The following is a 21,261-nucleotide window of genomic DNA, read 5'->3' on the forward strand; positions in this document are numbered from 1 at the left end:
TCCGCGGTCCCAAGGCGTGCTGCCTGGCCGCCCTGTCCATAATCCCTGTACCCGGGGGTGCCGAGACTATTCGGGGCGAACTACGAAACTACCAAGAAACGGCTAGGCCACGAGGTTTGCGGCCGCCGTGTCCATAGCCGGGGCTGTGTTTGCAGGCGGCCTGTTCCTACACTGGGGTGATGATCACAGTCGCTGGAAGCGTGGAAACCACATTGTCCGCCGAGAAGGCCTTTGCCTTTTTGAGCCAGTTCGAGAACACCCCCAAGTGGGATCCCAACACTCCTGTCATGGATAAAGTCACGCCGGGGCCGGTGGCCGTGGGGCACAAATACAACGCCGAAGCCGAGTTCCGGGGCAAGCGGCAAAGCCTGGTCTACGAGGTCATCGAGCTGACGGACAACCACATCAAGCTGCGCGGCGAGAACAAAACCGTCACCTCCTTCGATTCCATCGACGTCACCCCCAACGGGGCCGGCTCGGTGGTGAAGTACACGGCCGAGTTCAGCATCAAGGGACCCGCCAAGATCATCCAACCGCTCCTCAAGCCGGCCTTCATGTCGCTCCGGGATCCGGCATTGAACGGGATCCGGGACACGCTCAACTCGCTGGCCGCAGCCTGACGGTTTCGAAGAACTCCCGCAGCTCCCGGCGGGGGTCGGCGTCCAGCCGGGGCGTCTCGTCCAGGATCATCGTGGCCCGCTGCGGTCCATACTCCGGCCACTCCAGCCCGGGCATTCGTGGAATTCCGGTCTGCGCGAAGGCCGCCCACGCACCGCTCATGGCGTTGCTGAGCGACATTGGCGCCTTGCCGCGCGTGAGGAACGCTGCCTGCGGGCTGTCCGCGTGCCGGAACACGAACGGGATATCCAGCGCGTGGCAGGCCCCCAGCTTTCCGCCCATGGCAGGGCTGCGCCAGGTGAACAGGTAGGAGAAGGTCTTTCCTGCGGATCCAGTCCGCGCGTCGAGGAGCCTGTTGCTGGGCTGCCGGTAGACGGAGTCGGCAATGGCGGACTCCAGGAGCTCCTTGCCTGACGGTTCCCGGGACAGCGTCCGGGTGAGCGCCTCCGCATAGCCGGAGGCAGCCGCCCGAGGGACCCCGGCGCCGGACAGCACGGCTGCGGCACGGTCCGGGTAGTCCGGGTCCTCTGCGGTGCCAGGACGCATCTCGACGGCGAATGAGCCCTCGTTCAGGTTCGTTCCGAGCAGCAGGTCCACCCCGGTGTTGAGCCCGCCGCGCACCGCATCCAGGGGCGGCAGCGGAAGCGAGGGTGTCCCGACTGTGGGCTGGAACGGCAGCGGAACGGCGAACGTCGCTGCCCCCTCCCGCAGCACCAGCTGCCCCTGCGCTGCGAGGATCCGTTCAACGGGCAGGTCAAGGATCCCGCCGGCCCTGGCCGGGTCCAGGCCGCACACCTCCAGGAATTCCCCGCACACGCGTGCGGACTCCTGCGGGGTGCGGTAGCGTTCCGCGGTGCCGCTCTGCATGATGGCGCGCCTGAAAAGGCCGGACGACGACGGCATGCCCAGGAGGGTGCCGATGGCCGCGGCCCCGGCCGACTCCCCGAACAGCGTGACGTTGCCGGGGTCGCCGCCGAAAGCCGCTATGTTGCCCTGCACCCAGCGCAGCGCTTCCAGCAGGTCCAGGAGGCCGAGGTTCGAGGAATCCTCGTAACCAGGGCCCAGCACGTCCGCCAGGTGCAGGAAACCCAGGGCGCCCAGCCGGTAATTGACCGTCAGCACTACGGCGCCGGAAGCAGCGGCGAGGCTGCCGCCGTCGTACATTGCGTCGCTGTTGGACCCCGAGAGGTAGGCGCCGCCATGAACCCACACCATCACGGGCCTGCCTGCGCCCGTGCCGGGCGTCCAGATGTTCAGGTTGAGGCAGTCCTGCTCGCTCCACGTCCGCGGTTCCTGGCCTGGCGGCGCGGGGGACTCGGGGTTCTGCGGAGCTGCCGGGCCGGGCCGTGTGCAGTCCCGCACCTCCTGCCGACGCGCGGCCGGGGCTGGCGGGCGGAAGCGCCGGGAGCCTGACGGCGGCTCGGCGTAGGGAATTCCCAGGAATCGGTGGACCGGTGTTCCTTCCACGCTGACCGTGGTGCCGCGGACGGCTCCCGAAGGCGGTTTGGCGTCTGTCATGGTTGTCACCTTAGGGCCTTCCCGGGACGTAGCGGCGGGAACGGTCCTTGATGAGGACGTCGAGGTCGGTGGTCGCGATGTCCCGCAAGTGCTGATCCACCGCTGACGCTGCCTTGGCCAGGAAAATATTAGCGGACCGTGCCTGGAAGCTGTCGGGCTCTTCCAGCACTTCGTCGAGCAAGCCGTCCTGGAACATAGCCGAAGCACTTACTCTTTGCTGCTGGGCCATGGCTCCCGCATGGCGGGTGTTTCCGTGGACAATGGCACTGGCCCCTTCGGGTAGCAGCGGTGCGAGCCAGCTGTTGCTAAAGGCGACGATTCGGTCTGTGGGAAACAGGGCCAGGGCTCCGCCACCTGCCCCTTGCCCCAGGAGCAGCGTCATGGTGGGGACACGCAGATCGAGCAGCTTTGCCAGAGTGAGGGCGATTTCCTGTCCGAGGCCGCCCTCTTCCGCTTCTTTTGACAGTTCTGCGCCCGGGGTGTCGATGACGGTGAGCAGCGGTAGCCCCAGAGCCTCAGCCAGGTCCATCCCGCGCCGGGCCTCCCGCAGCTCTGCGGGGCCAAAGGTGGCTCCGCCGTCGGCACCTTTGCGGTCGAGCCCGACGACGACTGTTCCCCGGCCCCCGATGGTTGCCAAAGCGATCGCAAGGGTTTTGGGGCTTTCTCCGGCGGTTCCGCCTAAGGGGACCAGGTCCCCCGCGGCCAGGCGAAGGAAGTCGCGCAGGCCGGGGCGTCGCGGGAGCCGCGAGGCCGTGACGGCAGGCCATGATTGGGTTTCCCTGGCCCCGGTGTCCGCATCATCAACAGCTGGCGCAGAGTCCGGGTGGTTCCCTGTCCGCAACTCATCGGGATTGGCATTGAGTACGGTGAGGATGCCAATGATGAATTTTCGCAGGTGGCGGGGGTGGGTGACCGCATCGATTTTCCCGTGGCGGTGAAGGTTCTCGGATTGCTGGACCCCGGCCGGGAATTCCTTGCCAACGAGCGCTTTGTACACTTTCGGTCCCAGGAACCCGATCATCGCCTGTGGTTGGGCAGCAGTGACATGTCCCAGCGATCCCCAGGACGCGAACACCCCGCCTGTGGTGGGGTGCCGAAGGTAGACCAGGTACGGGAGGCGGGCCCGCTTGTGGGCGTTGACCGCGGCGGTGATCCGGGCCATCTGGACAAAGGCTGCCGTCCCTTCCTGCATCCTGGTTCCGCCCGATACAGGGGAGGCCAGCAGCGGTAGACCCAGGTGTGTTGCCTTTTCAATCGCCTCGGTTATCCGGGTTGCTGCGCTAACGCCTATGGAGCCGCCCAGGAAGGTGAACTCGCTGAGGATGACGGCCACCCGCCGGCCCTCGATGCTCCCTTCGCCGGTGATGATCGATTCATCGCGCCCGGACTTGGCTTTCGCGGCGGCCAGTTCCTCGGCGTAGCCCTCTTCGATGGCCAGCCGGGGGAGTGGCCGATCCCAGGTACGGAAGCTCCCGGGGTCGAGGGCCAGGGCAATGAGTTCTTCAGGGCTGATGCGGCCCGGCGTAGCCTGCTGGGTCATACAGTCACCGTCTGGCTCAGCCACTGCATGACGGATGCCCGGTGCTGGCCCAGCAGCGGCGGAGCCTCGTGATCCCGCTTGGTGGTTTCAACGCCCGCGTGATCGAAGAACCGCAGGGGCGGGCCGGGGAGCTCGATGGGTCCGAGGGTTGGATGTTCGACCCCAACCGCCAGCCCTTGGGACCTGGTCTGGTCCCATGCGTACACTTCGTCGAGGGTCCGGACTTTCCCCGCCGGTATGCCGGCCGCCTTCATGGCAGTGAGCAGGTCTTCGGCCTTATGGGCTGCAAAGTGTGCTTCGATCGCAGCAACGAGCCGGGCGTGGTTTTCCACGCGGGCCGCATTCGACGCAAATGCCTGGTCCTCAGGATCCAACCCGGCGAACGCTGCGAACCGTGACCACAGACCCTCCGAACCGACGGCGATCTGCACGGCCCCGTCCGCACACCGGAACAAGCCGTACGGGGCGATGGACGGGTGATGGTTTCCCCGCGCCGCACCGGTCTCGCCGGCCACAGTCCAGCGGGTGCCCTGGAACGCGTGGACTCCAACGAGGGACGCGAGCAACGAGGTGCGCACCACCTGCCCCCGGCCGGTGTGCTCCCGCTCAAGCAAGGCCGCCAGCACCCCGTACGCTCCGTACATCCCGGCCAGCAAGTCACCAATTGGAACCCCCACCCGCTGCGGATCGTCAGGCCCGGATCCGGTGAGGGACATCAGGCCGCTTTCCCCCTGCGCGATCTGGTCGTAGCCGGCCCGTCCGCCTTCGGGCCCGTCGTGGCCAAATCCGGAAATGGAAAGGATGACCGTGCGGGGATTGAGCTCCTCCACCGCTTCCGGACGGAAGCCGAGGCGGTCCAGGGTTCCGGGCCGGAAGTTCTCCACCAGCACATCAGCGTTCCGGATCAGACGGCGCAAAGTCTCAGCGCCGTCGTCGCTCTTTAAATCGACGGTGATGGATTCCTTGTTCCGGTTGCAGGACAGGAAATACGTGGACTGGCGCTCATCCGCATCCCCCACAAAAGGTGGCCCCCAGCCCCGGGTGTCATCGCCGCCGTCGGGGGATTCGACCTTAATGACGCGGGCGCCCAGGTCAGCCATCATCATGGTGGCGTGAGGTCCGGCCAAGGCGCGGGTGAGGTCGACGACGGTAATGCCGTCCAGTGGTCCGGGCATGGAAGAAAGCCTTTCGGGATGTACAGGTGCTGGGGACGGAAGTGCGCGACGGCGATCAGGCCGGTTGGGGTGCCCTGCCGGCCCCGGAAGCAGGTGTCTGGGCTGGGTGGTCCAGGCCGGTGTGTTCCTGGTCTGTATGCACCTGTGCTTGGCTTCCCAGCCAGCGTGCGCTCGCTTTGGGGGTCCGCTCCTGGGTGGAGCGGTCCACGGCGATGAGGCCGAACTTGGGACCGTAGCCGAACACCCATTCGTAGTTGTCGAAGGCCGTCCACGCAATGTAGCCCCGGACATCGATGCCGTCAGCAATGCAGGCGGCAACGCCGTCGACCGCTGCCTTCAGGTACGCCACACGCTGCGTGTCATCCTCGGTGGCCAGGCCGTTCTCCGTGACGATCACCGGGATGCCGGCGATCCGGTGCGCTTCCCTGATGGTCGTCTCGAGGGCCTGCGGGTAGATTTCCTCACCCATCTGGTTGGTTGCCGCGCCGTCCGGTGCCGGCGCGTGGCCGTCCGGGCCGTAGACAGTGCGGCCGTAGGTCTGGATCCCCACGAAGTCGTCGCCGCGGGAGGCTTCCAGGAAACGCTCGTTGACGTTGCGGCGCACGCGGTCAGCGATTTCCTGGCCGCCCTCGATGGACTGGATGTCAGAGTTCGCGAGCGTCCAGCCCACAAGGAGGTCGGGGCGGTGGGCTTTGATGGCAGCAGTGGCGGCCCGGTGTGCCGCCAGCTTCACGTCGAATCCCGCCTCTGTGGAGCAGAACTGGAAGGGTGCAACGGTGCTGGCGTCCACGCCGAGGCGCTGGGCTGCTGCGGCCCAGACCGGCACAGAGCTGCGGTTTTCCGGGGCTTCCCCGCCAATGCCGAAGGACTCCAGCAGCCAGGGGAGGTTGGGTTCATTCAGGGTGCAGGCGACGCCGATGAGGTCCCCCAGATGCACCATCACGCGGTCGCAGTAGCGGGCAAAGAGCTCCGCCGTCCGGGCGCCTTCCCACCCACCGAGGGCCAGGAGCCAGCGCGGGGACGTGAAGTGGTGGAACGTGACCACGGGGGTGAGGCCGTGCTCGTGGCAGGCCTCGAGCATGCGGCGGTAGTGGTCGAGCTCGGCCGTGGAGAACAGCCCTTCTTCCGGCTCGATGCGTGCCCACTCGATGGAGAAGCGGTAGGTGGTGAAACCGAGGCTGGCGATCAGGGCAATGTCCTCGCGGTAGCGGTGGTAGTGGTCCACTGCGTCTCCGGACGGTTCGGAGAACATGCTGCCGGGGACGTGCTCCAGGAACCAGGTGTCGCTGTTGACGTTGTTCCCTTCCACCTGGTGGCCGGCGCTGGCGACGCCCCAGAGGAAGTCCTGCGGGAATGGTGATGCCGTGGTCATATGGTTCCTTTCGGGTCTGCGCCGACGAACAGCGCACGGGGCCGCTCTGCCCTGGCTTCCAATCCTTTCCCGTCGCGTGACCGGGACCACAATACCTTTTCAATCAATGACATTCTCATGTGAGTGCCCAGTGCGCCCGGCCGATGCTTGTGGAGAGCCGGCGAGCAGCCAGCCCCACACCGTTCTTCTCCGATGTCACATCAGAATGCAAAGGCGCACTACATGAAACTCCTGAACTCCACTGCCCGTGCGAGCTCCGCCGTTCTGGCCGGCGCGCTCCTGCTGGGATCGTTGACCGCCTGCGGCGGCGGATCCAGCCAGGCCACCGCCACAGTGGACACCAGCACCCTGACCCTCGCTGTCGACAGCGACTCGGCCTCGTTCGGCTTCGACCCGCTGCGCGTCTCGGCTGCCCAGCGGCAGTTCTTTGAGGGCCTCTACGAAAGCCTGATGGCTTTGCAGCCGGACGGTTCCGCAGGTCCGGGCCTGGCCAAGGAGTTCAGCTACAACGCAGACAACACCGTCCTGACGCTCACCCTCAAGGACGATGTGAACTTCACGGACGGCTCAAAGCTCGACGGCGAGCTGGTCAAAGCGAATCTGGACCGCCGGTCGGACCCCGCATTGAGCGCGTACTCGGCAGTAGCCAAGGGCGGCGCCCAGGAAATCACCTCCGTTGACGTGGTCAGCCCCACCCAAGTCGCCCTGACCTTCGCCAAGCCCCAGCCGGGATTCGAGAAGAACCTGGCATCCACCACCGGCATGATCGTGGGCAAGAACGGCGTCACCGACTCCGCCAGCCTCGCCGCGACCCCGGCAGGCTCCGGCCCCTACACGCTGGATCCCTCCACCGTGAAGGGCAACAAGTACGTCCTGGTGAAGAAGGAGGACAACCCGGAAGCTTCCAAGTACGCCTTCGACAAGGTCATCTTCAGCGTGGTCCAGGATCCCCAGGCCCGGGCAAACGCTTTGGTGTCCGGCCAGGCGGATGTGGCAATGCTGACCTCAAACACCGTTGACTTCGCAAAGTCCAAGGGCGTAGGTGTGTCCCAGATCGGCGGCACGGTCAACACCATGATCTCCTTTGACAAGATCGGCAAGACCGCCCCGGCGTTCGCTGAGGAGAAGGTCCGCCAGGCGATCCAGTACGCAATCAACCGCCAGGCCCTCGTGGATGCCCTGCACAAGGGTGACATCCCCGCCTGGAACGCCCTGCCCAAGGACTCCGCCGGCTTCACCAAGGACCTCGAAACCACGTTCGCCTACAACCCGGAAAAGGCCAAGAGCCTGCTGGCCGAGGCCGGCTACCCGGACGGCTTCGACTTCACCATCATCGCCAGCGCCCAGACCCAGACGGACCTGCAGGCCGTCCAGAAGGACCTCGCCGCCGTCGGAATCACCATGAACGTGAAGATGGCCTCCTCCACTGACGAAGCCTTCGCCGCCGTCGCCACAACCCCGCTGGGCTACGCGCCGCTGAACTGGGACAACCCCGTTGGCGTCATGTACGGAGCAGTCCTCAACGGCTTCACCAACGTCCAGAAGGCCACCGACGAGCAGCTCAGCGCCGCTACGGGCGAGCTGGCCGCCGCCAAGGACGACGCCGCCGTCAAGGCAGCAGCCACCAAGCTGAACACGCGGCTGGTGGAATCGGGCTGGATGATCCCGCTGTACGAGGCACTGACCAACCAGGGCTACAACACCAAGAAGGTGGCCCCGGTGGAGTTCGCCGGGACCAACGCCTACCCGCTCCTCTCGTCCTACACGCCGGCCAGCTAATTCCTGCTCCGGCCGGGCGGGCTCGCATAAAGAGTCCGCCCGGCGGGGCCTGACCGATGGAGGTCACCATGGCACTATTCATCATCAAGCGCCTCTTGATGGCGCTGGCCACCGTGCTGGTAGTTGCGGTACTGGCATTTCTGCTGGTGCACGCAATGCCCGGCAGCCCCGGAGCCGTATCCCTCGGTGCCGGGGCCAGCCAGGAAGCGATCGCTGAAGTCAACCAGCGCCTCGGCTGGAACGATCCGCTCCTGGCCCAGTTCTTCACGTGGCTCGGCGCCGCCGTCCAGGGCGACTTCGGAATCTCCCTCATTGACGGACGGTCGGTCAGTGCGGACCTTGCGAGCAGGCTCCCTGTCACAGCATCGCTTGCTGCCGGAGCCACGCTGCTCAGTGCTGTCCTTGGGATTGGACTGGGCGTCACCGCCGCCGTCCGCGGCGGCATGGCGGACCGCGTCATCGGCGGTGTCTGCGGCATGGCGGTGGCGCTCCCGGCCTTCTGGATCGGCATCATTTTTGTCTACCTCCTGGCGGTCCAGTCCTCCGTTTTCCCGGCCACCGGCTATGTTCCGTTCGAGGCCTCGCCGCAGGACTGGGCGCTGTCCCTGGCCCTGCCCGTGATCACGCTGGCCGTGGGCGGGGCAGCATTCATCGCACGCCAGACCAGGGCCTCCATGCTCGAGGCGCTGCAGCAGGAACACATCCGGACCCTCCGCGCCACGGCCACGCCCACCTGGAAGATCCTGTACGTCCACGCCCTGCGCTACGCCAGCCTGCCCATCGTGGCCGGCATCGCGCTGCAGTTCATCCAGCTGTTCGGCGGCTCCGTCATCGCCGAGCAGCTGTTCGCCATGCCCGGACTGGGCCAGGCAGTCCAGAACTCCGTCAGCACCCATGACGCCCCGTCCGTGCAGGGCGTGGTGGTGATCGCCACCGTGGTGGTGGTCGCCGTGAACCTGGTGCTGGAACTCGCCACCAAGTTCCTCGACCCGAAGTTGCGTGCCTCATGATTCCCAACGTTGCCCCCGCACCCGCAGACTCAGCGGAGCCGACGGCGGCTGCCGTCCTTCCCAAGGCACTCCGCCAAAGCGCGGTGAAGAAACTCTCCGGCAGCAAGCTATTCGCCTCACCGGCAAGCGTTGCCGGGGTCATCTGGCTGGCCGTACTGGTGGCCGCCTCGCTGACCGCGCCGCTTTGGCTGCCCTACAAGACCGAGGACCAGGACTTCACCGCCGTCCTGTCCGGACCCACCGGCGCGCACTGGCTCGGCACCGACGAACTTGGCCGGGACATCCTGAGCCGCATCTTCGCGTCGGCAGCCGGCACGTTGGGGACGTCGATGATCACGGTGATGGTCGCCGTCGGACTTGGCACCATCCTGGCCATGCTGGCGGCAGCCGCCGGTGACCGCGTGGAAACGGTGATCAGCCGCGTCACAGAAGTCATGATGTCCCTGCCCGGCACCGTGATCATCCTTGCCGTCATCGGAGCAGTGGGAACCAACATTCCGCTGATCATGGCCATCCTCGGCGTGCTGATCTCCGCGGGCATGTACCGGGTGATGCTGGGCCAGGCCAAGTCCCTGCAGTCCCAGCTCTACGTGGACGCAGCCAAGGTGGACGGCGTCAGCACCCTGGGCATCAGCCTCCGGCATGTCCTGCCCGGCCTGGCGAACACCATCGTGGTGCAAAGCGCCCTGATCTTCGCCGTCGGCATGCTCATCCAGGCCGGGCTGGCGTTCATCGGTTTTGGTCCGCCCATTCCCGAACCGAGCTGGGGCGGCATGATCCAGGGCGCATCCCAGAACGTCTACAATGCACCCTGGCTCATGGTTCCCACCGGTGCTGTGCTGGCGCTCACCGTCCTGTCCGCCAACGCGATCGGCAACGCCCTCGGCAAGGCACCTAACGCAACTGCGTCGCACCTGCCTTCGGCCGCGGCACGGCGCCGCCGGGCAAAAGCGGTGGCCGCAATCGCTGCAGCAGCCCCCGCCCCCAACGATTCAGCCAAGAACACGCTCAGCGTCCGCAACCTCTCGGTCGGCGTGGACTCTGACGGTGCAGGCCGCGGCGTCCGCCTGGTCACCGACGTCTCCTTCGACGTCGAACCCGGCACCGTGCTGGGCCTCGTGGGGGAATCAGGCTGCGGAAAGACCATGACCGCGTTGTCCCTCCTGGGGCTTCTGCCCTCCGGCGTTTCCGTGACCGGCGGCCAGATCCTGTGGAACGGCAGGAACCTGGCCGCGGCAACTGACAAAGACATGGAAGGCGTCCGGGGCCGCGAGGTCGCGCTGATCTCGCAGGAACCCATGCGTGCCCTGGATCCGATGTTCACCGTGGGCTACCAGCTCACCGCGGCCATCCGACGCCTCCGCGGAATGGGCAGGGCCGAGGCGAAGGCCGAAGCCTTGGGCCTGCTGGAGAAGGTGGGCATCGTGGACGCCGCCCGGATCCTGAAGACCTACCCGCACCAGATCAGCGGCGGCATGGCCCAGCGCGTGGCCATTGCCCTGGCACTCTCCGGGCGGCCCCGGCTGCTCGTGGCGGATGAACCCACCACAGCGCTGGATGTCACGGTGCAGGCCGAAATCCTCTCGTTGCTGCGCGGCCTGGTGAAGGACACCGGGATGTCCGTGGTGATGGTCACCCACGACCTTGGCGTTGTGGCCGACCTCTGCGACCAGGTGGCTGTGATGTACGCCGGTGAGGTGGTGGAGAACGGCCGGACGGACAGCATCCTGGACAACCCGCGCCACCCCTACACGCTTGCCCTGCTGGCCGCGGACCCGCACGCCAACCACGCCGCGGACATGCCCGAGCGCCTTGCCACCATCAGCGGCCAGGTTCCCCAGCCCAAGGGCTGGCCCAGCACCTGCCGCTTCGCCGCCCGCTGCCAGTTCGCCGGCTCTGCCTGCATGGTGCCCGTCCCGCTGCTTCCCTCCGGAACCGAGGACGGACTGGTGCGCTGCGTCAAAGCGGACGAACTCGCCGTCGAGGGCCTGGACTGGGTGGCCACCGACGTGCCCAGCCACCACGTCCTGAACCTGGTTGAAGCCGGAACCGCCCCGGCCGGACCCGCCAAAGCACCTGCCGGACTGGAACGCCGGACTGTAGAAAAGGACCACGCATGAGCACCACAACCTCAGTCCGCCCTGACGCGCAGCGGCCGGCTGCCGCCCAGCCGCTGCTGGACGTCAAGGACCTGGTGGTCCGCTACGGCCGCGGACGCAAGGCAGCCGCGGCCCCCGCCGCCGTCGACCGCGTCAACTTCAGCATCGCGCCCGGGGAAACCGTGGGCCTGGTGGGGGAATCCGGCTCGGGCAAATCCACCATCGGCAAGGCCATCCTGGGACTTCAGAAGGTCTCAGGCGGGACCATCACCTATGAGGGCCAGGACATCACGTCCGCCGGCGCATCCCAGCGCAGGGCCCTGGGCAGCGAACTGCGGGCCGTCTTCCAGGACCCCAACTCCTCGCTGAATCCGCGGAACACGGTGGGCTCTTCGCTGGCAGAGCCGCTCCGGCTCCGCGGCGTGGGCGCTGCCGACGCCCGGCAGCGCGCTGAGGACATGCTGGAACGCGTAGGGCTCCCGCGGGACGCCGTGGACCGGTACCCCAGCCAGTTCTCCGGCGGCCAGCGGCAGCGCATTTCCGTGGCCCGCGCCCTGATCTGCGACCCCAAGCTCGTGGTCTGCGATGAAGCCGTCAGCGCCCTGGACCTCTCCACCCAGGCGCAGGTGCTGAACCTCCTGGCCGACCTGCGCGACGAGCGGGGCCTGGGCTACCTCTTCATCGCCCACGACATCGCCGTGGTCCAGTTCCTGGCCCAGCGCGTGGTGGTCCTCTACCGGGGACAGGTCATGGAAAGCGGGCCCGCCGCCGCCGTCACAGGGAACCCCAAGCACCCGTTCACCCAGGCGCTCGTCGCGGCGTCGCCGGTGCCGCGGCCTACCGAGCAGGCTGCACGCCGGGAAGCCCGCGAGTCACTCGGTGTCCGGACCGGGGCGGCCGCAGTGCCCTCGCCGGGCGGCTGCCCCTTCCGGCTGCGCTGCCCGCTGGCCACGGACCTCTGCGCCACCGAGCGGCCCGCGCTCCGGCAGGTGGGCGGCTCCGCCGTCGCCTGCCACTACGCTTAGACAACTTTTCGCCATTTTCAGAACGGACCGCTCCTTCAATGACTTCCACTCCCTGGCTCGCTGCCATGATTTCGCCCGAGCAGGACTTCGACGGCGCCCCGCTCCTCCGCAAGGAATTCCAGCTTGCGGAGGGACACGGCGGCGTTGCCCGGGCCACACTGCGTGCCACCGCCTTTGGCGTCTATGAGGCGTTCATCAATGGAGCGCCGGTGGGCGAGGACGTGCTGAGCCCGGGCTGGAGCTCCTACGAGTGGCGGCTCCGCTACCGCAGCTATGACGTCACGGCCCTACTGGGGCCCACCACGGTGATCGGTGTGTCCCTGGGCAACGGCTGGTACCGCGGACGCCTGGCCTGGCACGGCATGTCCAACCTCTACGGCAGCGAGCTGGGCTTCTTCGGGCAGCTGGACATCGAGTTTGAGGACGGACACATCCAGTCCGTGGGCTCTGACTCCACCTGGCAGTCGGGTCCCTCTGCAACCACCTTCAACGACCTCTATGACGGGCAGGCCATCGACGCCCGCCGGAACCAGGACGGCTGGGCCGAACCGGGCGCCGGAACTGGTCCCGGCAGCTGGGCGGGCGTGCGTGTGCTGGAGTTCGACGTCGACCGGCTGGCTGAGCCGGTGGGCCCGCCGGTGGTGCGGGCCGGCGTCGTCCGTCCCGTGGAAATCTTCACCTCACCCACCGGCCGGACGCTGGTGGACTTCGGCCAGAACCTGGTGGGCTGGCTGCGGTTCTCCCTCCAGGGCGAGGCAGGGCACGCCATTACCATCCGCCACGCCGAAGTGCTCGAGAACGGTGAGTTGGGCGTCCGGCCGCTCCGTTCGGCCAAGGCTGCGGACACGTTCGTCCTGTCCGGCGGCCAGGACTTCTTTGAACCCACCAAGACGTTCCACGGCTTCCGCTACGCCGAAATCAACGGCTGGCCCGGACCGCTCACCGAGGATTCGGTTGAGGCCGTGGTGGTCCACTCGGATCTCGAGCGCACCGGCACCTTTGAATGCTCCAACGAACTCGTCAACCAGTTGCACCGCAACATTGTCTGGGGCCTCCGGGGCAACTTCCTGGACCTGCCCACCGACTGCCCGCAGCGGGACGAGCGGCTCGGCTGGACCGGGGATATCGCCGTCTTCGCGCCCACTGCCGCGTTCCTGTACGACGTCAGGGGCTTCCTGCAGGACTGGCTCCTTGACCTCGCCGCGGAGCAGAAAGCAGGTGACGGGCTGGTGCCCATCACCGTGCCGGACGCCCTGAAGTACTGCCCGCAGCCGCCTGAGTTTCCGGCGCCGGAATCCTCGGCGCTGTGGAGCGAAGCGTCCGTCTGGGTTCCGTGGGCACTGTGGGAGGCCTACGGCGATGACACCGTCCTGAAAAACCAGTACGAATCCATGGCCGCGCACACCCGCCGGGTGGAGGGCCTGCTCTCACCCACCGGACTCTGGGACACGGGTTTCCAGTTCGGCGACTGGCTGGACCCCGACGCCGAGCCGGACAAGCCGTGGGACGCCAAGGCGGACACCGGCGTGGTAGCCACCACGTGCATGTTCCGCACCGCCTCCATCACTGCCCAAACGGCGCGGCTGCTGGGACACCAGGACGACGCCGATTATTTTGACCAGCTTGCTGCGCGTGTCCAGGCCTCGTTCCTGGAACACTACGTGTCCGGCGACGGCACTATCCACAGCGACTGCACCACGGTCTACGCGCTGGCGATTACCTTCGGGATCCTTCCCAACCGGGAGCACGTCGACTTTGCCGGAGAACGCCTCGCCGAACTGGTCCGGAAAAACGACTACCGCGTCTCCACGGGCTTTGCCGGCACCCCTTTCATCACTCACGCCCTCACCGACACCGGCCACGCTGACGAGGCCTACCGCCTGCTCCTGGAGGAGGGCTGCCCGTCCTGGCTCTACCCCGTGACCATGGGCGCCACGACTGTCTGGGAGCGCTGGGATTCGATGCTTCCGGACGGCACCATCAACCCTGGCGAGATGACCAGCTTCAACCACTACGCCCTGGGCGCGGTGGCCGACTGGATGCACAAAACGGTGGGCGGCATCAGCCCGCTGGCGCCCGGATACGCGAAAGTGCGCATTGCGCCCGTCCCGGGGCAGGGAATCGACTGGGCAAAGACCTCCTTAAAGACGCCGCACGGACCCGTCCGCGTGGAATGGAGGCTCGACGACGGCGCGCTCCACCTCGAGGCGACCGTACCTGAGGGGGTGGAGGCCGACGTCGTCCTTCCGGGCGGTGAGCCCCGCACCGTCCAGGGCGGCACCCACCGCTTTGACCACTGTATTGTGGCTGCCCACCTGATCCACCAGGAAAGCTGCTGATGGGCCGGAGCAACCAGCCGGCGGCTGTGCAACAACTGCGCCTCGGGGAGATCCGGATGCGCGACCCGTTCATCCTTGAGACGGTTCCAGGCGAGTTTGTCCTGTTCGGGACCAGCGACCAGAACGTCTGGGGCGGACCAGCGACTGGCTTCGACTGCTACACCAGTAACGACCTCGATCATTGGGATGGCCCCATCCCCGCGTTCCGCCCACCACCGGGCTTTTGGGCGGATACCCAGTACTGGGCGCCGGAGGTTCATGCTCTGGAAGGACGGTTCTTTATGTTCGCCACCTTCGCTGACTCCACCCGCGCCCGATCCCGTGGAGTCGCAGTCCTTGTCTCCGACCAGCCCGCCGGCCCCTACCAGCCGTGGAGTGACGGGCCGGTGACACCGGCTAACGAACCGTGCCTGGACGGAACCCTTCACATCGATGATGACTCCACGCGGTGGCTTGTCTATAGTCGCGGGACGGAAGGGACATCCGACAGCCCGGGGATCGCCGACGGTGAAATGTACGCCCTCCGGCTGTCAGAGGACCTGCGCACCGGCGTTGGTGAGCCGATCCTGTTGTTCGCCGCCTCCTCGGCGGGCTGGACCCGGCCGCTGCGGTTTCCACAAGGGGTGGAACCTCCAAAGGACCTGCACCTTGCCAAAGATCCACTGTTCACCGACGGGCCCTTCCTGCTCCGCTCCAACGAGGAGACACTGCTAATGCTTTGGTCAAGCCATGGTGAGGCAGGGTACGCAATGGGCATCGCCGAGTCGGAGAGCGGAACCGTCGCGGGGCCGTGGATTCAGCACGATAGCCCCCTGTGGTCCAGCAACGGAGGTCACGGCATGGTCCTCCGCGCGTCCACCGGGCGGGACTACCTGGCCTTCCACTGGCCGAACAACACCCCGGACGAACGCGTCCAGCTCACCGAAGTGCACATCAGCGGAGCCAGCGTCAGGATCCTGTGACCATTCGGGAGTCGGTGCTGGTGCACGCACGGTGCAGCGCCGCAGCCTACCCCCTGGAGTGGGTCCGCACGTCGGGGCTGACCTCCGCGTGGTGGCCCAGGTTCCTCGAGACGGCGCGTGCCGCGGCGCGGACGGCCGGGGCCAGCACATTCGGGGGAGTGGAACCGTCCGGGACCACGATGGACAGCGCGGCCACCACCGAGCCCTGGGCGTCGAAGATGGGCGAGGCAACCGAAACGGTCCGGGAGGGCAGGCTGCGGCGGATCATCGCGATCCCCGTGCGCCGGACGTCAGACAGCGTGCGGCGTACCTGGCCCTCGGGCATGTCCGGAACGCCGGGCTCGTTTTCGGGAGGCTTCCGCAGGATGGTCTCCTGGAACTGTTGGTCAGCTCCGGCCAGCAGGACCAGGCCCACGGCGGTGGACCGCAGCGGAGCCCGGCCGCCCACCCGGTACGCCACCTCGGTGGCGTCCTTGGAGGACAGCCGTTCGATCAGCACCGCCTGCTCGTTGTCACGGACGGCCAGCAGGACGTGGTGCCTGGTCACCTCGAAAAGGTCCTCCAGGTAGGGGAGCGCGATTTCCCGCACGCCATGCCCGCGCGGCGACAGTGACGCGACCTCCCACAGCCGGACCCCCACAACGTAACGGCCGTCGTCGAGCCTTTCCAAGGCACCCCAGGCAACCAGGCGGGCAATCAGCCGCAGTGCGGTAGGTGCGGGCATGCCGGCGTACCGGGCCATCTCTGACAACGTCAGGGCGCGACGGCGGTCGGAGAAGACCGCGAGCAGGCTGAGGGCGCGGTCCACCACCGGTTCGCCCTGCTTAGGCCGTTTTCCGCGGGCGGGGGTGGCGTCGGTGTCCGGCTGGACGGTCATGGCTTGATTCCTTGCACTGTCTGTTGTGAGCTGCGCCGATGCGTGAGCTACCCCACAATACTATTCCAACCAATGAAAGACGGGTGTGGGCTGCACGTGCCCGCACAGGAAGCTGTAACAGTTACCGCCATACGTTCAGGAGTCCGCCTGCAATGACCTCCACCAGCCTCGACGCCGCCGTCGACATCCCGCTCCGGGCGCTGCCGGCGCCCGCCCGGCTCCGCGTTGAACATCTGCGGGAGGCCTTCGGAATCACGGAAACCGCACCTCGGCTCAGCTGGACCCCGCCGGCCGGCACTGTCCAGCAGACCGCCTACCGGATCACTGCGGACAACGGCTGGGACACCGGAAAGATCACATCCGCCGGGCACCTGCTGGTCCCGTACTCCGGCCCGGCGCTCCAGTCCCGCAGCCGGTTCGAATGGCGTGTGCGCACGTGGAACACAGACGCCGACGGCACGGAAACGGCGAGCGCATGGTCCGATCCCATGCCGGTGGAGCTGGGGCTGCTGGACGCCGGGGACTGGACCGGACAGTGGATCGGCCCGGAGGAACCGGACGTTCCGGCCCCCGGCGATCGCCCCGGCTACGCCCTCCACAAGACCTTCACCCTGGACGCGGCTCCGGAGGCAGCCCGCGCCTACGCCACCGCCCACGGCATCTATGAGCTGTTCCTGAACGGCGAGCGGGTGGGGGACCAGCAGCTCACCCCGGGCTCCACCAGCTACAACACCACCCTCCAGGTCCAGGCCTACGACATCACGGCACTGCTGCGGCCCGGCACCAACACCATTAGGGCCGTCCTCACCGACGGCTGGTACCGCGGAACCTTCGGATACACGCGCGACGCCGACATGTACGGCAGCAGCACGGCCCTCCTTGCGCAGCTGGAGATGCAGTCCGGGGGCAGCAGGACGGTCGTCGGCACCGACGGGTCGTGGCAGGTATCCCGGACGGAGATCCTCAGCGCGGACCTCATGGCTGGGCAGCGGACGGATTTCCGTGCCGGCACGGACGATGGCGGCGCACCTTGCGGAAGTGCCGCCGTCGTCCGGCCCGGCAGCTACGTAACGCTGACCGGCCCGGTGGCGCCGCCCACCCGTATCGTGGAAGAACTCACGCCGGTATCCATCACCAGGCTGGCCGGCGGCCACCAGGTGGTGGACTTCGGCCAGAACATCCATGGGTGGGTGCGGCTCACCATGCTGGGCGGGACGGGCGAACCGGTGACCCTCGTGTACGGCGAGGCCGTGGATGCCGCGGGCGACGTCACCCAGGACCACCTGCGCCCGCACGACTTCCGCCGCCCGGGCCAATTCCTGCCTGCAGGGCAGGTTGACGTGGTGACGGCGTCGGGCGCTGCGGGGGAAGTGTTTGAGCCGCAGCACACCACCCACGGCTTCCAGTACGTGTCCGTGCAGGGCCTCACCACTGACTTGGCCGCGGAGGACATCACGGCCTGCCTGGTCCAGACGGACCTGGAGCCCCTGGGCAGCTTCACCTGCAGCGACCCGCGGCTCAACAAGCTCCACAACATTGTGGAGTGGAGCTTCCGGGACAACGCCTGCGAGGTGCCTACCGACTGCCCGCAGCGCGAAAAGGCCGGCTGGACGGGGGACTGGCAGCTGTTCGTGCCCACCGCCGCGTACCTCTACGACGTCACCGGCTTCTCGCGGAAATGGCTCCGGGACGTCCGTTCCGACCAATGGGAGAATGGCATCATCGCCAACATCTCGCCGTCGGCCGGTCCCGGGGTTACCTCCGCTGAGTTCATGGCGTTCACCAACGGATCCTGCGGCTGGGGCGATGCGATCGCGATGGTGCCCTGGGAGATCTACCTGGCCACCGGGGACGCCGGGGTCCTGGCCGAAAACTGGGATGCGATGAACAGGTGGCTCGGCTTCATCCGGACCACCGCAGAGTCGCAGCGGCACCCGGTCCGCGCCGATGCCGGCCCGGTTCCGGCACCGCACGGAAAGTACCTCTGGGACACGGGCTTCCACTTCGGCGAATGGATGGAACCGGACGGCCCGAAACCGGACCTGTTCGCCGCCCGCTCCGCAGACCATGGGATTGTGGCCACTGCCTATTACCGGAACACCACGGCGGTCATGGCCAAAGCTGCTGCGGTCCTGGGCCGGGCGGAGGAAGGGCGGGCGCTGGCGGAACTCTCGGAAAACGTCCGGCAGGCGTGGGAGAAGGAATACGTGGGTCCCGATGGCCAGGTCACCGAACCGAGCCAGGCCGACTGTGTCCGCGCCCTCGCCTTTGACCTGGTCGGCCCGCACCACCGCTCCACCGTTACCGCCCAGCTGGCCGCGCTCATCCGGAACGCCGGCACGCACGTGGGTACGGGGTTCCTGGCCACGCCCTACCTGCTGCCCGTTTTGGCGGACAACGGTGAACTGGACCTCGCCTACGAACTCCTCATGCAGGATTCCGAACCCTCATGGCTGACCATGGTGGACCGCGGCGCCACCACCATGTGGGAACTGTGGAACGGCATCGACGCCGACGGCACCGCGCACCAGTCGCTCAACCACTACAGCAAGGGCGCCGTGGTCTCCTTCCTGCACCGGTACACGGCCGGGCTCCGCCAGTCTCCCGGCAGCGCCGGCTGGGAGCGCATCTTCATCGAGCCGCGCCCGGGCGCCGGCCTCACCTCCGCGTCCACCGCGCACAAGGGGCCGCGCGGCCTGATTGAGGTGCAATGGGCAGTGGTGGAGGGGACAACGCTCGACGGCGTGCTGACGCTTACTGCCACGATCCCCGCCGGCACTACGGCGGAGGTGCTGCTGCCTGGCGAGCCGGCCGCCGTCGTCGGACCCGGACACCATACTTTCCGCGCCGGTACCGGCGGGGACACCGCACAACCCGAGCTGATGAGGAGCACACTATGACAGTGGATGACGCTACCGACGTACTGGATCCGTCCCGCCCGGATGTTTCCCGGCCCGTAGGCAGGGAGGTTCCGCCGTTCCCGGTCTTTGACGCGCCAGGAACAGCGGAGCAGGCCTCCGGCATCTCGGCCGTGCATCGCGAAGTCACCTACGCCAAGGCCATAGGGTTCCGGCCGTTGAAGATGGACATCTGGCTGCCGAGCAACGCCTCCGCGCCCACGCCGCTCGTCCTGTGGGTCCACGGCGGTGCGTTCCAGCTGGGCGACCGCCGCGAACTGCCGCCCACCTTCGCTCCCGACTCCGTGTTCCGGCTGCTCAACCAGGCTGGAATTGCCTGCGCCACGGTTGACTACCGGCACTCCCTGGAAGCGCCGTTCCCCGCGCAGCTCCATGACCTCAAGGCCGCTGTCCGCTACCTCCGGGAATACGCGGACCACCTCAACATCGATCCGGACCGGTTCGGGGCCTGGGGCGAATCCGCCGGCGGCCACCTGGCGGCGCTCCTGGGGCTCACCGGCAACCGCAAAGACCTGGAGGGCGGACTCGGTGCGCAGGGGCACTCCAGCGGCGTCAGCGCCGTCGTCGACTTCTACGGTGTCTCCTCGTTGGTGGACCTCCCCCTTATGAGCACGCCCGAGGGGCTCTTCCCGGCTGCCCTGACCGCCGCCGTCCCGCCGGGGATGCCACTGCAGCCGGAATTCATGCTGGTGGGCGGCTTGGATGATCCGGAACTGCTGGCCGCGGCCAGCCCCGTCAGCCATGTGACCGCTGATGCCGTGCCGTTCCTGCTGGTCCACGGTGACTCCGACGGCCTGGTCCCGCACTCGCAAACCGACCTGTTGGCCGCCGCGCTCGCAGACGTCGGAGTGGAACACGAGGTGGTGACCATTACGGGCGGTGACCACTGCTTCTTCGGTGCCGAGGAGCAGCTGGGCACCATCCTGGCCGCCGCCGTCGACTACTTCTCCCGGAAGCTGGGAACGCCATGACACTACGAACAGAACCAGCAGCGGTTTCCCCTGAGGCTGCCCCGGCAGGCGCGCCCGGACAGATCGCCGCCGGTTTCGCCGAATACCTTGCCAGCCCGGAGGGGCCGCAGTTCCTCAACGCGGACGCCGTCCGGACCCCGGGACCCGATGTTCCCATCCGCACTGTCACGGCCGACGGGCGGCACGGGCCGGTGGCAGTCCGGATCTATGGCGAACCGGCCGGCACGGACAGCCCCGCCCTTGTGTGGCTGCACGGCGGCGGCTTTGTCAGCGGCAGCGTGGACATCCCCGAATCGGATTACCTCGCACGTGTACTGGCGGACCGGGGCATGCCGGTGCTGTCGGTGGACTACCGGCTGGCCCGCGACGGCGTGTCCTTTCCGATCCCGCACGACGACGCGCTGGCCGGGTGGTTCTGGGCCCGGAAGAACGCCGAATCCCTGGGGCTGAATCCTGGCCTGCTGTGCCTGGGCGGTGCCGGTGCCGGCGGCAACCTGGCCGTAGGCGCCGCGCTTTACCTGATTGACGCCGGCAAGCCGCTGCCTGCCAAGCTCCTGTTGGCCTACCCCTTCCTGGATGCCGAGCTCCCGCCGCCGGCCGGCGGACTGGACGAGGCGGTCATGGCAGGCCTTCCGCGCCACCTGAGGTTCACCCTTGAGGACTGCATCCGGACGGCGGAGAATTACGTTGGCGGACCGGTCAGCATGGCGCCGTCCTACGCGATGCCCGGCTACGCCGACCCCGCCGGGCTTCCGCCCACCGCGCTGCTTGCCTGCGAGTACGACGACGCCCGCGGCTCCACCGAGCTGTTTGCCTCGGCTTTGGAGCAGGCTGCGGTTCCGGTGTCCCTCTTTCTTGCCGAAGGCGCGGTCCATGGCCACCTCAACCACACCGCCGGCCTGCCGGAAGGGCAGGCGGCCCTGGACTTCCTGGCCCGGGAACTGGCTGGAGCCACGGCAGAGTGAACCCGTTTCATTCAGTGAAACCGGCCACGCGGACACCACCAGCCGTGCCCCACAGTTGAGTGAAGACGCGGTCCGCAGCAGCGGCCGGCGGGG

15 protein-coding genes are annotated in these 21,261 nt (G+C 67.5%); 10 read left to right on the forward strand and 5 right to left on the reverse strand.

The genetic code is table 11. The features are described from left to right. Positions 1-179 precede the first annotated feature (179 nt). Positions 180-620 carry an SRPBCC family protein gene (locus tag AC6CHP_RS18680; protein ID WP_364409416.1) on the forward strand — a complete coding sequence of 147 codons (441 nt, stop codon included), beginning with the start codon at positions 180-182 and terminating at the stop codon, positions 618-620. Here the strand turns inward: AC6CHP_RS18680 and AC6CHP_RS18685 are convergent. Genes AC6CHP_RS18685 through AC6CHP_RS18700 form a run of 4 tightly spaced genes read right to left on the reverse strand, consistent with a single transcriptional unit; the run spans position 598 to position 6,223 of the window. Next, positions 598-2,136 carry a carboxylesterase/lipase family protein gene (locus AC6CHP_RS18685; protein ID WP_498231532.1) on the reverse strand — a complete coding sequence of 513 codons (1,539 nt, stop codon included), beginning with the start codon at positions 2,134-2,136 and terminating at the stop codon, positions 598-600. The two genes, AC6CHP_RS18680 and AC6CHP_RS18685, sit on opposite strands and share 23 nt — an antisense overlap. A 10-nt stretch (positions 2,137-2,146) precedes the next feature. Further along, complete coding sequence (locus tag AC6CHP_RS18690; protein WP_498231534.1) at positions 2,147-3,676, reverse strand: carboxyl transferase domain-containing protein; 1,530 nt, start codon at positions 3,674-3,676, stop codon at positions 2,147-2,149. Beyond that, positions 3,673-4,851 carry a CaiB/BaiF CoA transferase family protein gene (locus AC6CHP_RS18695; RefSeq protein WP_498231536.1) on the reverse strand — a complete coding sequence of 393 codons (1,179 nt, stop codon included), beginning with the start codon at positions 4,849-4,851 and terminating at the stop codon, positions 3,673-3,675. Before AC6CHP_RS18695 ends, AC6CHP_RS18690 begins: the two co-directional genes overlap by 4 nt. A 55-nt stretch (positions 4,852-4,906) precedes the next feature. After that, positions 4,907-6,223: a glycoside hydrolase family 1 protein gene (locus tag AC6CHP_RS18700; protein WP_498231538.1), complete on the reverse strand. Its 1,317-nt coding sequence runs from the start codon at positions 6,221-6,223 to the stop codon at positions 4,907-4,909. Between the two features lie 222 nt (positions 6,224-6,445). Here AC6CHP_RS18700 and AC6CHP_RS18705 point away from each other — a divergent pair, with 222 nt between their 5' ends. Genes AC6CHP_RS18705 through AC6CHP_RS18730 form a run of 6 tightly spaced genes read left to right on the forward strand, consistent with a single transcriptional unit; the run spans position 6,446 to position 15,437 of the window. Further along, positions 6,446-8,002, forward strand: coding sequence for an ABC transporter substrate-binding protein (locus AC6CHP_RS18705; RefSeq protein ID WP_498231540.1), 1,557 nt, complete (start codon positions 6,446-6,448; stop codon positions 8,000-8,002). A gap of 56 nt (positions 8,003-8,058) precedes the next feature. Beyond that, a complete protein-coding gene (locus AC6CHP_RS18710; protein ID WP_188729004.1) occupies positions 8,059-9,012 on the forward strand; it encodes an ABC transporter permease in 954 nt (317 codons plus the stop codon). Beyond that, positions 9,009-11,132 (forward strand): dipeptide/oligopeptide/nickel ABC transporter permease/ATP-binding protein, encoded by a 2,124-nt coding sequence (locus AC6CHP_RS18715; RefSeq protein WP_498231542.1) that lies wholly within the window; start codon positions 9,009-9,011, stop codon positions 11,130-11,132. The genes AC6CHP_RS18710 and AC6CHP_RS18715 overlap by 4 nt, the downstream gene beginning before the upstream one ends. Then, positions 11,129-12,136, forward strand: a complete 1,008-nt coding sequence (locus AC6CHP_RS18720; protein ID WP_188729006.1) for an oligopeptide/dipeptide ABC transporter ATP-binding protein — start codon at positions 11,129-11,131, stop codon at positions 12,134-12,136. The genes AC6CHP_RS18715 and AC6CHP_RS18720 overlap by 4 nt, the downstream gene beginning before the upstream one ends. Before the next feature lie 38 nt (positions 12,137-12,174). Next, the gene (locus tag AC6CHP_RS18725) at positions 12,175-14,475 is read left to right on the forward strand and encodes a family 78 glycoside hydrolase catalytic domain (protein WP_188729008.1); all 2,301 of its coding nucleotides are present in this window, start codon (positions 12,175-12,177) and stop codon (positions 14,473-14,475) included. Continuing rightward, positions 14,475-15,437, forward strand: coding sequence for a glycoside hydrolase family 43 protein (locus tag AC6CHP_RS18730; RefSeq protein ID WP_229675276.1), 963 nt, complete (start codon positions 14,475-14,477; stop codon positions 15,435-15,437). Before AC6CHP_RS18725 ends, AC6CHP_RS18730 begins: the two co-directional genes overlap by 1 nt. A 46-nt stretch (positions 15,438-15,483) precedes the next feature. On the opposite strand, the gene AC6CHP_RS18735 is transcribed toward AC6CHP_RS18730, so the two are convergent. Beyond that, positions 15,484-16,314, reverse strand: coding sequence for an IclR family transcriptional regulator (locus AC6CHP_RS18735; RefSeq protein ID WP_188729010.1), 831 nt, complete (start codon positions 16,312-16,314; stop codon positions 15,484-15,486). Positions 16,315-16,466: 152 nt separating this feature from the next. Between AC6CHP_RS18735 and AC6CHP_RS18740 the strand changes: the two genes are divergently transcribed. The 3 genes from AC6CHP_RS18740 to AC6CHP_RS18750 are packed head-to-tail and all read left to right on the forward strand — an operon-like array spanning position 16,467 to position 21,168. Next, on the forward strand, positions 16,467-19,214 hold the full coding sequence (locus tag AC6CHP_RS18740; protein ID WP_498231545.1) for a family 78 glycoside hydrolase catalytic domain: 2,748 nt from the start codon (positions 16,467-16,469) through the stop codon (positions 19,212-19,214). Continuing rightward, positions 19,211-20,203: an alpha/beta hydrolase fold domain-containing protein gene (locus AC6CHP_RS18745; protein WP_498231547.1), complete on the forward strand. Its 993-nt coding sequence runs from the start codon at positions 19,211-19,213 to the stop codon at positions 20,201-20,203. Before AC6CHP_RS18740 ends, AC6CHP_RS18745 begins: the two co-directional genes overlap by 4 nt. Continuing rightward, positions 20,200-21,168: an alpha/beta hydrolase gene (locus AC6CHP_RS18750; RefSeq protein WP_188729013.1), complete on the forward strand. Its 969-nt coding sequence runs from the start codon at positions 20,200-20,202 to the stop codon at positions 21,166-21,168. Before AC6CHP_RS18745 ends, AC6CHP_RS18750 begins: the two co-directional genes overlap by 4 nt. Positions 21,169-21,261: the final 93 nt, after the last annotated feature.

Source organism: Pseudarthrobacter sp. GQ63 (assembly GCF_059758765.1).